Here is an 11,906-nt window from a genome sequence, read left to right as displayed (position 1 = left end):
CGTGGGTCTTGGACTCGCCGCGGCCGCCGGGCTGCGCTGGGACGTGACATCCTGGGCCGGTGCCGCGCTGGTGGCGTGCACCGCCGCTGTGTGCTGCGCCGAAGTGCCGGGGAGAGCCCGCAGGCTGGCCGCGGAACTGGGACTGTTCGCCACGACGGCGGCCGTGCAGCGGGCGGTGCTGTTTACCGGACTCGATGCCGGCTCCGACTGGCCCAATTGGTTCTGGACGCTGCAGTGGTACGTGGTTCTTGCCGCGGTACTGGGCGCCCTGCGCCTGGCATCCGGGAACCGCAGGGCAGTCCGGCTGCTGTGGTCCGGCGGTGCCGGGCTGTTGACCCTGTCCGGGCTGGGAATCATCCTGGACGGTGATCCGGGGCAGCAGCTCTGGGTCCTGGCGCTGATGGCCGTCCTGCTGATGGCCGGGCTGGTGGTTGGCGAACGGCTGTTTGTCTGGTGGGGCGCGGCGGGGGTGGCCGGGTGCATCCTGTGGGCGATGCGCCAGTACACCTTCGCGCTGCTGGCCCTCATCGCCGTGGCCCTGATCGCGATCGCGGTCTGGCGGCTGACGCGCAGCAAGCCTGCCGCTGCAGAGTCGGCGCGGCAGCCTGAGCCGGCGGACCATGGTTGACCGGGGCGGGGCGCTGATAGGGTTGCTCCCAACGAAGGGAGCTCACAATGGGCTGGTTTGTTTTCCTGTTGGTGGTTGTTGCCGTCGTCGCCGGTGCCTTTTGGGCAAAGAAGCACTTCCGCAACGAGATCGAGCGGGCCAAACGCATCAACCGGGCGAACCGGCAGAAATAGCCTGCCGCCGCCGTCGGGCCCGACCCCCGTCGGGTCAGGCCCTACGTGCCCGGCTGAGTGCCTGGTACCAGTAGTACGAATCCTTGGGCGTGCGCTCCTGGGTGTCAAAATCAACGTGGACCAGCCCGAAACGCTGCGAGTACCCGGCCGCCCATTCGAAGTTGTCCATCAGGGTCCACACGTAATAGCCCAGCAGCTCAACATCCTCGGCGATGCCGCCGGGCGCCGTGGCGTCCAGGGCATGACCCAGATGGGATGCGATGTAGCTGATCCGGTCCGCATCCGCTATGGGGCCGGACACGTGGTCCGGTTCGGGGAAACTGGCGCCGCTTTCGGTGATGTATAGCGGGGGCAGTGCCGCGCCGTACCTGTCCTTCAGCTCCCGGAGCAGCGGTCCCAGGTGGTCCGGTGCCACCGGCCAGCCGAAACCGGTGGTCGCGTATTCCGGAAACGCCGGCAGGTGGAACGGCATCTTCAGCATGGCGTCGACATTGCCGACGGGGCTTTGGCCCTGGCCGCGTCCGGTCGCGACCTTCACGGGGTAGTAGTAGTTCAGGCCGTAGAAATCGAGGGGCTGGTGGATGGTGCGCAGGTCGGCGTCGGAGATCTTCCCCAGTGAGCGGAACCAGGGCTTGGCGATCAGCGGCACTTTCGGGTACCGGCCCAGGAGGATCGGATCCGCATAGACCCGGTTCAGCACGAGGTCGAACATCTCAGCCAGCAGCCGGTCCGTCACCGAGCGGGTCGCGGGCCGGACCGGGGAATGCAGGTTGGTGACGCCCACGGCGCCGGTAACTCCCTCCGCGCGCAACGCCTGCACGGCGAGGCCATGGCCCAGCAGCTGGTGGTGGACGGCGGGCAGCGCGTCGAAGAGCAGGTCATGGCCGGGGGCGTGGACCCCCAAGGCATAGCCGTTGAGCGTGACGGACACCGGTTCGTTAAGCGTCACCCACTGCGCGACGCGGTCGCCGAAGCGGTGGCCGGCGGCCGCGCTGTACTCGGCGAACCGTTCCGCGGTGGCACGGTTCAACCAGCCGCCGCGGTGTTCCAGCGGCAGCGGGGTGTCCCAGTGGTACAGGGTTGCCATCGGTGAGATGCCGGCCGCGAGCAGCTGGTCGATGAGCCGGTCGTAGAAGTCGAGCCCCTCGCTGTTGAACGGTCCCGTGCCGTCAGGCTGGATGCGCGGCCAGGAGAAGGAGAAGCGGTAGGAGTCGATGCCGAGCGCGCGCATCAGTTCGACGTCTTCCGGGGACCGGTTGTAGTGGTCACAGGCGACGGCGGGGGAGTGGCCGTCATGGATGCTCCCGGGTTTCTGGACAAAGGCGTCCCAGCCGGAGGGCCCGCGGCCGCCGGCCGCGAGGGAGCCCTCGATCTGGAAAGCAGCGGAGGCGACCCCCAGCTGGAAATCCGGGCCCAGGCGCGCAGCAAGGGCCTGAAGTGCCACGGAATCCTGCACAGTCATGCCCCCATCATGCCCACAGTGACTGCCGAAGGCAATGAGCAGGAGTCCTCATCCGCCGTCGCCCCGTGATCCGGCCGGTGACCGGCCCACCCCGGCCCACGGTCGATTCGCTTCTGCCCGGTAATTCCGGCATACTAGATGAGTTGTTCAAGCGCTCCTTCGCGTCCCGATCCGGATAATGCCGGGTGTCAGGGTCCAGGTAGGAGACCAAACATAACCCACGCCTCATGGAACTGCGGACGAGTACGCGTGAAAAGCGCGACACGCCCGACCGCGGGGGTCGGTTACGCCGGCAGGTTGAGGAACCCGGATTCTTCCGGATTCAGCTTGTGCGGCGGGTGGTAGTTACGACTTCAATTGCCTCGGCAGCCACATGCAACACGCAAGTAAACAGAGCAGCACTAACTGAAAGAGAGTCAGGCGACATGGCGGGACAAAAAATCCGCATCCGGCTGAAGTCATACGACCACGAGGTCATTGACTCTTCAGCACGGAAGATCGTTGAGACGGTCACGCGCGCAGGCGCCACGGTAGTTGGCCCTGTGCCGCTGCCGACGGAGAAGAACATCTACTGCGTCATCCGCTCTCCGCACAAGTACAAAGACAGCCGCGAGCACTTTGAAATGCGCACGCACAAGCGTCTTATCGACATCATCGATCCCACGCCCAAGGCTGTTGATTCGCTCATGCGTCTCGACCTGCCGGCCGACGTGAACATCGAAATCAAGCTGTAGGGAGGTGCTGAGAGACTATGACCGCAACCCGTAACGTAAAGGGCCTGCTGGGCACGAAGCTCGGCATGACCCAGGTCTGGGACGAGAACAACAAGCTCATCCCCGTCACTGTGGTCCAGGCTGACTCGAACGTCATCACGCAGCTGCGCAATGCAGACACTGATGGCTATGTCGCCGTTCAGATCGGCTACGGCCAGATCGATCCCCGCAAGGTCACCAAGCCGCTGGCTGGTCACTTTGAAAAGGCAGGCGTCACGCCTCGCCGCCACGTCGTCGAACTGCGCACTGCAGATGCTGACTCTTACGAGCTGGGCCAGGAGCTCTCCGTAGAGCTCTTCGAAGCCGGCCAGAAGATCGACGTCGTTGGCACCACCAAGGGTAAGGGCTTCGCCGGTGTTATGAAGCGTCACGGCTTCCACGGCGTTGGAGCTTCCCACGGTGCACACAAGAACCACCGTAAGCCCGGTTCAATCGGTGGCGCATCCACCCCGAGCCGCGTCTTCAAGGGCATGAAAATGGCCGGCCGCATGGGCGCCGTTCGTCACACCACGCTGAACCTCACGGTCCACGCGGTTGACGTCGAGAAGTCGCTGCTCCTGATCAAGGGCGCCGTCCCCGGCGCCCGCGGCCAGGTCGTACTCGTACGCACCGCCGTGAAGGGAGCCTAGTTCAATGACTAGCACTGTCAAGGTTGACCTGCCTGCAGAGATCTTCGACGTACAGACCAACGTGCCGCTGCTGCACCAGGTCGTCGTTGCCCAGCTCGCTGCTGCTCGCCAGGGTACCCACAAGACCAAGACCCGCGCCGAGGTTTCCGGTGCAGGTCGCAAGCCGTTCAAGCAGAAGGGCACCGGCCGCGCCCGTCAGGGTTCAATCCGTGCTCCTCACATGACCGGTGGTGGCGTTGTCCACGGCCCCACGCCGCGTGACTACAGCCAGCGCACCCCCAAGAAGATGATTGCTGCTGCCCTGCGCGGCGCTCTCTCTGACCGCGCCCGTAACGGCCGCATCCATGTCGTTGCTGAACTGGTTCCCGGCACCAAGCCGTCCTCCAGCGCAGCACTGGCTACTCTGCGGGGTGTCTCCGAGCGCAAGAACCTGCTCGTTGTCATCGAGCGCGCCAACGATGTTGCTGCACTCTCCGTGCGCAACCTCACGGATGTTCACGTTCTGTACGCAGACCAGCTGAACACCTACGACGTTCTCGTCTCCGATGACGTTGTCTTCACCAAGGCTGCTTATGAAGCATTCGTTGCTTCCAAGGCAGTGGCAAAGAACGAGGAGGATGCCAAGTGAGTGCAGCCACCATCAAAGACCCGCGCGACGTCGTGCTTGCACCCGTTGTCTCGGAAAAGAGCTACGGCCTGATCGATGAGGGCAAGTACACCTTCCTGGTGGACCCCCGCTCGAACAAGACCGAGATCAAGCTGGCCGTGGAGAAAATCTTCTCCGTCAAGGTCGACTCGATCAACACCATCAACCGTGCCGGTAAGCGCAAGCGGACCAAATTCGGATGGGGTACTCGCAAGAACACCAAGCGTGCAATTGTGAGCCTCAAAGAAGGCACGATCGACATCTTCGGCGGTCCGCTCTCGTAGCGGAGACCACTTTAACGAGGAAATTAAATTATGGGAATCCGTAAATATAAGCCGACTACCCCGGGCCGTCGCGGCTCGAGCGTAGCGGACTTCACTGAAATCACGCGGTCGACGCCGGAAAAGTCGTTGGTACGTCCCCTCCCGAAAAAGGGTGGCCGTAACAACACCGGTAAGATCACGACCCGTCACAAGGGTGGTGGCCACAAGCGCCAGTACCGTCTGATCGACTTCCGTCGCCACGACAAAGACGGCGTCAACGCCCGCGTTGCCGAAATCGAGTACGATCCGAACCGCACGGCTCGCATCGCGCTCCTTCACTACGTTGATGGCACCAAGCGTTACATCATCGCCCCGAACAAGCTGGCCCAGGGTGACACGGTAGAGGCAGGTGCCGACGCTGATATCAAGCCCGGCAACAACCTTCCGCTGCGCAACATCCCGGTCGGTACCGTCATCCACGCAGTTGAACTGCGTCCGGGTGGCGGCGCCAAGATGGGCCGCTCCGCCGGCGCATCGATCCAGCTCGTTGCTAAGGAAGGCCGTTTCGCCCAGCTGCGTCTGCCTTCCGGCGAAATCCGCAACGTCGACGTGCGCTGCCGCGCAACCGTCGGCGAGGTCGGCAACGCCGAGCAGTCGAACATCAACTGGGGTAAGGCCGGCCGTATGCGCTGGAAGGGCGTTCGCCCGACCGTCCGTGGTGTCGCCATGAACCCGGTCGACCACCCCCACGGTGGTGGCGAGGGTAAGACGTCCGGTGGACGTCACCCCGTCAACCCGAACGGTAAGCGCGAAGGCCGCACCCGCCGTCCCAACAAAGAGAGCGACAAGCTTATTGTTCGTCGCCGTCGTACTGGCAAGAACAAGCGATAGGAGCCTGGACACATGCCACGCAGCCTGAAAAAAGGTCCTTTCGTTGACCAGCACCTCTTTGTGAAGGTGGATAGGGAAAACGAAAAGGGCACCAAGAACGTCATCAAGACCTGGTCCCGCCGTTCGATGATCATCCCCGACATGCTCGGGCACACGATCGCCGTACACGACGGACGCAAGCACATCCCCGTGTTTGTCACTGAGTCGATGGTCGGGCACAAGCTCGGCGAATTCGCTCCCACGCGGACATTCCGCGGCCATGTCAAGGACGACCGTAAGGGCAAGCGCCGCTAGGCGCCTGCACTTACGTCAAAGACGAGAGAAGGAAAGCAATGGAAGCCAAGGCAATTGCGCGTCACATCCGCGTAACGCCTATGAAGGCCCGGCGCGTCGTCAACCTTGTTCGTGGTAAGCAAGCGAATGAGGCTCTGGCAATTCTGAAGTTTGCCCCGCAGGCAGCTTCGGAGCCGGTATTCAAGGTAGTTCAGTCGGCAATCTCCAACGCCCGGGTCCTCGCGGACCGCGACGGCGTGGCGTTTGACGAAGGTGACCTCATCATCAGCGAAGCGTTTGTTGATGAAGGCCCGACCATGAAGCGGTTCCAGCCGCGAGCCCAGGGTCGTGCATTTCAGATCAAGAAGCGCACGAGCCACATCACCGTGGTAGTCGCTACCCCGGAGAAAGAGGAGGCTCGCTAAGTGGGACAGAAAGTTAACCCGCACGGGTTCCGACTCGGCATCACCACCGATCACGTATCGCACTGGTTTGCTGACAGCACCAAGCCCGGCCAGCGGTACAAGGACTTCGTTCGCGAAGACATCCGTATCCGCCAGCTCATGTCCACGGGCATGGAGCGCGCCGGTATCGCCAAGGTTGAAATCGAGCGCACCCGCGACCGTGTCCGTGTGGATATCCACACGGCACGTCCGGGCATCGTCATCGGCCGCCGCGGCGCAGAAGCAGACCGCATCCGCGGCGAGCTCGAAAAGCTCACGGGCAAGCAGGTTCAGCTGAACATCCTCGAGGTCAAGAACCCCGAGATGGAAGCACAGCTTGTTGCCCAGGGCGTTGCTGAGCAGCTGACTTCCCGCGTGGCTTTCCGCCGTGCGATGAAGAAGGCCATGCAGTCCGCACAGCGTGCAGGTGCCAAGGGCATCCGTATCGCTTGCTCGGGTCGACTGGGCGGCGCAGAAATGTCCCGCTCGGAGTTCTACCGCGAAGGCCGTGTGCCCCTGCACACCCTCCGCGCGAACATCGACTACGGCTTCTACGAGGCCAAGACCACCTTCGGCCGCATCGGCGTGAAGGTCTGGATCTACAAGGGTGACGTCACCGCCAAGGAACTGGCTCAGCAGGCAGCTGCTGCACCGTCCCGCGGCCGTGGTCCCAGCGATCGCCCGGGCCGCCCGAGCGGCGCTGACCGTGGTGACCGCCGTCGTCGCAACGACCGCCCGGCCGAGGCTGCACCCGCTGCTGCCGAAGCTCCGGCTGTTGAAGCAGCTACCGCAGCCGCACCGGCAGTAGAAGGAGGACAGGCTTAAATGCTTATCCCACGTCGAGTCAAGCACCGTAAGCAGCACCACCCGGGTCGTTCCGGCGCTGCTACGGGCGGCACCAAGGTCTCCTTCGGTGAGTGGGGTATCCAGGCTCTGAGCCCGGCATACGTCACCAACCGTCAGATCGAGTCTGCCCGTATTGCGATGACCCGCCACATCAAGCGTGGCGGCAAGGTCTGGATCAACATCTATCCGGACCGTCCGCTGACGAAGAAGCCGGCCGAAACCCGCATGGGTTCCGGTAAGGGTTCTCCGGAATGGTGGGTCTCAAACGTCAAGCCGGGCCGGGTTCTCTTTGAGATCTCCGGTGTCGATGAAGAAACTGCCCGTGAGGCACTGCGCTTGGCGATCCACAAGCTCCCGTTGAAGGCACGCATTCTGCGTCGCGAAGGTGGTGAATAGAAATGTCAGTAGGATCCAAGGAACTTGCATCCGCACAGCTGGACGGTTTCGACAACGAGCGACTCGTTGAAGAACTCCGTAAGGCCAAGGAAGAGCTGTTCAACCTGCGTTTCCAGTCCGCCACCGGTCAGCTGGAGAACCACGGTCGACTGCGCGCGGTAAAGAAGGACATCGCCCGCATCTACACCGTTCTCCGTGAGCGCGAGCTGGGCATTCGTGCCGAGGTTGCCGCACCGGTTGTGGAAGCCAAGGAAGAAAAGAAGTCCAAGAAGTCCGCAGCCAAGGCTGAGAAGGCTGAAAAGCCGGCCGAGGCTGAGACCGAGGAGGACGCCAAGTGAGTGAAAAGGACGAGAACGTGACGGAAACTGTTTCCGGCGCAGCTACGGCTGACGAGCGCGGTTACCGTAAGACGAAGCGCGGCTATGTGGTCTCGGACAAGATGGAAAAGACCATCGTTGTCCAGGTCGAGGACCGTGTGAAGCACGCCCTCTATGGCAAGGTCCTTCGCCGCAACACGAAGATCAAGGCTCACGACGAAGAGAACAGCGCCGGCATCGGCGACCTCGTTCTCCTCGCCGAGACCCGCCCGCTCTCCGCTACCAAGCGGTGGCGTCTGGTGGAGATCCTCGAGAAGGCCAAGTAACACCTGCAGCCTGGCTGTGGGTTGATGCTTGAGAGAAACCCCCGTTCCCTTCTGGGAGCGGGGGTTTCTCCGTTCCCTGCCCGCAGCCGTCCTGTGATATGGGGATAGGCCCGAAACGTGCTAAGATTTTGAGTTTGTATGGCGCCTTCTGTGCGCCGTCATCAAACCTCGTAAACAAGCGTGCCACGGCATAGTGCCCCCTTGTGCCCCGACCCGTCGGGATCCACCTGGGAAGCAAATGTTTTTGGCACGGGAGTTTAGGCCTGGTCTGGCAAAATCCAGGCAGGTCAAGAGACACCCCGATCAACCGTTCCGCAAGGCTCATTCCGTAGGAAGATTTTCGGTCTGAGAACCCGCGCGACGCAAGGAGTAAATAGTGATTCAGCAGGAGTCGCGACTCAAGGTCGCCGACAACACGGGTGCTAAGGAAATCCTTACCATTCGCGTTCTCGGTGGATCTGGCCGTCGCTACGCAGGCATTGGCGACGTAATCGTCGCTACCGTCAAGGACGCAATTCCGGGCGGCAACGTAAAGAAGGGCGACGTCGTCAAGGCTGTCATCGTCCGTACCAAGAAGGAACGCCGCCGTGCGGATGGTTCCTATATCAAGTTTGACGAGAACGCAGCTGTGATCCTGAAGGCTGACGGTGACCCCCGCGGTACCCGCATCTTCGGACCGGTTGGTCGTGAACTTCGCGATAAGAAGTTCATGAAGATCGTTTCTCTGGCTCCGGAGGTGCTTTAGTCCATGGCTAAGATCAAAAAGGGCGACCTGGTTCAGGTCATCACTGGCGCCAAGGCTGAGCGCGGCGGCGACAAGGGCAAGCAGGGCAAGGTTCTGCGCGTCTTCCCCGAGACCAACCGCGTGTTGGTCGAAGGCATTAACCGCGTAACCAAGCACACCAAGGTCGGTCAGTCGCAGCGCGGCACCAAGACCGGTGGCATCGAAGTCGTCGAGGCTTCGATCCACATCTCCAACGTGGCTCTGGTTGACCCGTCCACCAAGAAGCCCACCCGCGTCGGTTTCCGCACCGAGACCGTTGAGCGCGATGGCGTGAAGCGCGAAGTGCGTGTCCGCGTGGCCAAGAGCTCAGGGAAGGACATCTAATGACTGAGACTCTCGAGACTCCGGCAAGCAAGATCGTTCCTCGTCTGAAGACCAAGTACGCGGATTCCATCAAGAGCACGCTCGTTGAGGAATTCAAGTACGAGAACGTCAACCAGGTTCCCCGCCTGGTGAAGGTCGTTGTGAACATGGGTGTTGGAGATGCCGCCAAGGACTCCAAGCTGATCGACGGCGCTGTCCGCGATCTGACCCTGATCACCGGCCAGAAGCCGCAGGTAACCAAGGCCCGCAAGTCGATCGCACAGTTCAAGCTGCGCGAAGGCATGCCGATCGGTGCACACGCAACTCTGCGTGGGGACCGCATGTGGGAATTCCTGGACCGTCTGGTCACGCTGGCTCTGCCGCGTATCCGTGACTTCCGGGGCCTCAGCGGCAAGCAGTTCGACGGCAACGGCAACTACACCTTCGGTCTGACCGAGCAGGTTATGTTCCACGAGATCGACCAGGATTCCATCGACCGCGTTCGCGGCATGGACATCACCGTCGTGACCACTGCCAAGACCGACGACGAAGGCCGTGCGCTGCTCAAGGCGCTTGGCTTCCCGTTCAAGACCGAAGATTAATCTAGCTACGTAAAAGGTCCGTCCGCGCTGGTTCCGAATTTACTTTCGGTACGACCTGCACGGCGGAAACCGTTATGAGGAAGGGCAAGAGCCCACCATGACAATGACAGATCCCGTCGCAGACATGCTTACGCGTCTGCGCAACGCAAACTCGGCATACCACGAATCCGTGTCTATGCCGTACAGCAAGCTCAAGGCACGCGTTGCCGACATCCTGAAGGCCGAAGGTTACATCGCCTCCTGGAAAGAAGAAGACGCGGAGGTTGGCAAGAAGCTGACCCTCGAGCTCAAGTTCGGTCCGAACCGCGAGCGTTCAATCGCTGGCGTTCGTCGTATTTCCAAGCCGGGACTGCGCGTATACGCAAAGTCCACCAACCTGCCGCACGTGCTCGGTGGCCTGGGTGTCGCAATCCTGTCCACCTCTTCCGGCCTCTTGACTGACAAGCAGGCCGGCAAGAAGGGCGTGGGCGGCGAAGTCCTCGCTTACGTCTGGTAACGGGAAAGGAAGAGAATAATGTCACGTATTGGACGTCTCCCCATCACCGTTCCTGCCGGCGTTGAGGTCAAGGTTGACGGCTCTGTCGTCAGCGTCAAGGGTTCCAAAGGCGAGCTGAGCCACACTGTGCCCAGCCCGATCGAGGTTTCCCTGGAAGATGGCACCCTGACTGTCGCCCGCCCGAACGACGAGCGCGCCTCACGTTCGCTGCACGGCCTGACCCGCACCCTGATCGCCAACATGATCCAGGGTGTCACCGCAGGCTACGAGAAGAAGCTTGAAATCGTTGGTACTGGTTACCGCGTTCAGGCAAAGGGATCTGACCTGGAGTTCGCTCTGGGCTTCAGCCACCCGGTTAACATCACGGCACCGAACGGCATCACCTTTGCAGTAGAGACCCCGACCAAGCTCTCTGTTTCAGGTATCTCCAAGCAGCAGGTCGGCGAGGTTGCTGCCAACATTCGCAAGCTGCGGAAGCCGGACCCCTACAAGGGCAAGGGCATCCGTTACGCAGGCGAAGTCATCCGCCGCAAGGTCGGAAAGGCTGGTAAGTAACCATGGCGATCGCAATTAACAAGAAGCGTACGAACAAGAGCAAGTCTGCCCAGCGCAGCCGCCGCCAGCTTCGTATCCGCAAGCGCATCTCCGGAACGGCTGTACGTCCTCGTCTGGTCGTCAACCGCTCCGCACGCCACGTATTCGTCCAGGTTGTCGATGACAGCAAGGGCCTGACCGTAGCGAGCGCCTCCACTCTGGAAGCCGACCTTCGTGCATTCGACGGTGACAAGACTGCCAAGGCCAAGCGCGTTGGCGAGCTCGTCGCCGAGCGTGCCAAGGCTGCCGGTATCGAAGCGGTTGTCTTCGACCGCGGTGGTAACAAGTACCACGGCCGGATCGCCGCCGTCGCTGACGGCGCACGTGAAGGTGGGCTGGCACTGTGACCGAAAATAACGAAAAGGACATTCAGGTGACTGAAGCTGTAGCTGCTCCGGCAACTGAGACCGCTGCGCCTGCTACCACCGACGGCGCCCGTGGTGGCGCTCGTCGTGGCGAGCGTGGCGACCGCGGCCAGGGCCAGGGCCGTGGAGACCGTGGTGGCCGTGGTGGCCGCGACGGTGGCCGCGAAGCCGAAAAGAGCCAGTTCGTAGAGCGCGTCGTAACCATCAACCGTGTTTCCAAGGTCGTCAAGGGTGGTCGTCGTTTCAGCTTCACCGCCCTCGTCGTCGTCGGTGACGGCAACGGTATGGTCGGCGTCGGCTACGGCAAGGCCAAGGAAGTTCCCGCCGCCATCGCGAAGGGCGTCGAAGAAGCCAAGAAGTCCTTCTTCCGCGTTCCCCGCATCGGCAGCACCATCCCGCACCGCGTCCAGGGTGAGGCCGCCGCAGGCGTCGTCATGCTGCGTCCGGCTTCCGCGGGTACCGGTGTTATCGCCGGCGGTCCGGTCCGTGCAGTACTGGAGTGCGTGGGCATCCACGACATCCTCTCCAAGTCGCTCGGATCTTCCAACGCCATCAACATCGTTCACGCGACCGTTGACGCGCTGAAGCGCCTCGAAGAGCCGGCAGCAGTGGCAGCACGCCGCGGCCTCCCGCTCGACGAGATCGCTCCGCCGGCCATGGTGAAGGCGCTTTTGAACCAGAAGGCAGGTGTCTGAG

The 11,906-nt window shown here is 62.2% G+C and carries 20 protein-coding genes and 1 pseudogene; 20 read left to right on the top strand and 1 reads right to left on the bottom strand.

Annotated features, from left to right (window positions below):
- Nucleotides 1-628, top strand: a pseudogene (locus K789_RS25355) (hypothetical protein); the annotation flags it as partial.
- 47 nt (nucleotides 629-675) lie between these two features.
- Nucleotides 676-801, top strand: a complete 126-nt coding sequence (locus K789_RS26420) for a hypothetical protein (RefSeq protein WP_272943959.1) — start codon at nucleotides 676-678, stop codon at nucleotides 799-801.
- A 34-nt stretch (nucleotides 802-835) separates the two neighbouring features.
- Here K789_RS26420 and K789_RS0106970 read toward each other — a convergent pair whose 3' ends face one another.
- Nucleotides 836-2,263, bottom strand: coding sequence for a GH1 family beta-glucosidase (locus K789_RS0106970; protein WP_024366136.1), 1,428 nt, complete (start codon nucleotides 2,261-2,263; stop codon nucleotides 836-838).
- A gap of 425 nt (nucleotides 2,264-2,688) precedes the next feature.
- On the opposite strand from K789_RS0106970, the gene rpsJ reads away from it, so the two are divergent.
- The 18 genes from rpsJ (at nucleotide 2,689) to rpsE (ending at nucleotide 11,905) form a co-directional block, all read left to right on the top strand.
- Nucleotides 2,689-2,997: a 30S ribosomal protein S10 gene (rpsJ, locus tag K789_RS0106965; protein ID WP_024366135.1), complete on the top strand. Its 309-nt coding sequence runs from the start codon at nucleotides 2,689-2,691 to the stop codon at nucleotides 2,995-2,997.
- A gap of 17 nt (nucleotides 2,998-3,014) precedes the next feature.
- On the top strand, nucleotides 3,015-3,665 hold the full coding sequence (gene rplC / locus K789_RS0106960) for a 50S ribosomal protein L3 (protein ID WP_024366134.1): 651 nt from the start codon (nucleotides 3,015-3,017) through the stop codon (nucleotides 3,663-3,665).
- Between the two features lie 4 nt (nucleotides 3,666-3,669).
- Entirely contained in the window at nucleotides 3,670-4,293 is a 624-nt protein-coding gene (gene rplD, locus K789_RS0106955; protein WP_024366133.1) for a 50S ribosomal protein L4, read from the top strand.
- On the top strand, nucleotides 4,290-4,595 hold the full coding sequence (gene rplW / locus K789_RS0106950; RefSeq protein ID WP_024366132.1) for a 50S ribosomal protein L23: 306 nt from the start codon (nucleotides 4,290-4,292) through the stop codon (nucleotides 4,593-4,595). The genes rplD and rplW overlap by 4 nt, the downstream gene beginning before the upstream one ends.
- A gap of 30 nt (nucleotides 4,596-4,625) precedes the next feature.
- A complete protein-coding gene (gene rplB, locus K789_RS0106945) occupies nucleotides 4,626-5,465 on the top strand; it encodes a 50S ribosomal protein L2 (protein ID WP_024366131.1) in 840 nt (279 codons plus the stop codon).
- Nucleotides 5,466-5,477: 12 nt separating this feature from the next.
- Nucleotides 5,478-5,759, top strand: coding sequence for a 30S ribosomal protein S19 (gene rpsS, locus K789_RS0106940; protein ID WP_011692805.1), 282 nt, complete (start codon nucleotides 5,478-5,480; stop codon nucleotides 5,757-5,759).
- A 38-nt stretch (nucleotides 5,760-5,797) separates the two neighbouring features.
- Nucleotides 5,798-6,163: a 50S ribosomal protein L22 gene (rplV, locus tag K789_RS0106935; protein WP_003803798.1), complete on the top strand. Its 366-nt coding sequence runs from the start codon at nucleotides 5,798-5,800 to the stop codon at nucleotides 6,161-6,163.
- Nucleotides 6,164-7,006 (top strand): 30S ribosomal protein S3, encoded by an 843-nt coding sequence (rpsC, locus tag K789_RS0106930; RefSeq protein WP_024366130.1) that lies wholly within the window; start codon nucleotides 6,164-6,166, stop codon nucleotides 7,004-7,006.
- Nucleotides 7,007-7,423 carry a 50S ribosomal protein L16 gene (rplP, locus tag K789_RS0106925; protein WP_024366129.1) on the top strand — a complete coding sequence of 139 codons (417 nt, stop codon included), beginning with the start codon at nucleotides 7,007-7,009 and terminating at the stop codon, nucleotides 7,421-7,423. It abuts the gene before it with no gap.
- 2 nt (nucleotides 7,424-7,425) lie between these two features.
- Complete coding sequence (rpmC, locus tag K789_RS26415) at nucleotides 7,426-7,761, top strand: 50S ribosomal protein L29 (protein ID WP_024366128.1); 336 nt, start codon at nucleotides 7,426-7,428, stop codon at nucleotides 7,759-7,761.
- Complete coding sequence (rpsQ, locus tag K789_RS0106915; protein ID WP_035739337.1) at nucleotides 7,758-8,066, top strand: 30S ribosomal protein S17; 309 nt, start codon at nucleotides 7,758-7,760, stop codon at nucleotides 8,064-8,066. Before rpmC ends, rpsQ begins: the two co-directional genes overlap by 4 nt.
- A 376-nt stretch (nucleotides 8,067-8,442) precedes the next feature.
- Nucleotides 8,443-8,811: a 50S ribosomal protein L14 gene (gene rplN / locus K789_RS0106910; RefSeq protein ID WP_024366126.1), complete on the top strand. Its 369-nt coding sequence runs from the start codon at nucleotides 8,443-8,445 to the stop codon at nucleotides 8,809-8,811.
- Between the two features lie 3 nt (nucleotides 8,812-8,814).
- Nucleotides 8,815-9,174, top strand: a complete 360-nt coding sequence (gene rplX / locus K789_RS0106905) for a 50S ribosomal protein L24 (protein WP_024366125.1) — start codon at nucleotides 8,815-8,817, stop codon at nucleotides 9,172-9,174.
- The gene (gene rplE / locus K789_RS0106900) at nucleotides 9,174-9,755 is read left to right on the top strand and encodes a 50S ribosomal protein L5 (protein WP_024366124.1); all 582 of its coding nucleotides are present in this window, start codon (nucleotides 9,174-9,176) and stop codon (nucleotides 9,753-9,755) included. Before rplX ends, rplE begins: the two co-directional genes overlap by 1 nt.
- Nucleotides 9,756-9,852: 97 nt before the next feature.
- The gene (gene rpsH, locus K789_RS0106895; RefSeq protein WP_024366123.1) at nucleotides 9,853-10,251 is read left to right on the top strand and encodes a 30S ribosomal protein S8; all 399 of its coding nucleotides are present in this window, start codon (nucleotides 9,853-9,855) and stop codon (nucleotides 10,249-10,251) included.
- Between the two features lie 18 nt (nucleotides 10,252-10,269).
- Nucleotides 10,270-10,806: a 50S ribosomal protein L6 gene (gene rplF / locus K789_RS0106890; RefSeq protein WP_024366122.1), complete on the top strand. Its 537-nt coding sequence runs from the start codon at nucleotides 10,270-10,272 to the stop codon at nucleotides 10,804-10,806.
- Nucleotides 10,807-10,808: 2 nt separating this feature from the next.
- On the top strand, nucleotides 10,809-11,192 hold the full coding sequence (rplR, locus tag K789_RS0106885) for a 50S ribosomal protein L18 (protein ID WP_024366121.1): 384 nt from the start codon (nucleotides 10,809-10,811) through the stop codon (nucleotides 11,190-11,192).
- A 26-nt stretch (nucleotides 11,193-11,218) separates the two neighbouring features.
- Complete coding sequence (rpsE, locus tag K789_RS0106880; protein WP_029704662.1) at nucleotides 11,219-11,905, top strand: 30S ribosomal protein S5; 687 nt, start codon at nucleotides 11,219-11,221, stop codon at nucleotides 11,903-11,905.
- Nucleotide 11,906 lies beyond the last annotated feature (1 nt).

Source organism: Arthrobacter sp. TB 26 (assembly GCF_000427315.1).
Lineage (GTDB): Bacteria > Actinomycetota > Actinomycetes > Actinomycetales > Micrococcaceae > Arthrobacter.
The sequence above is the reverse complement of the archived record's forward strand: the minus strand, read 5'-3'. Positions and strand labels throughout refer to the sequence as shown.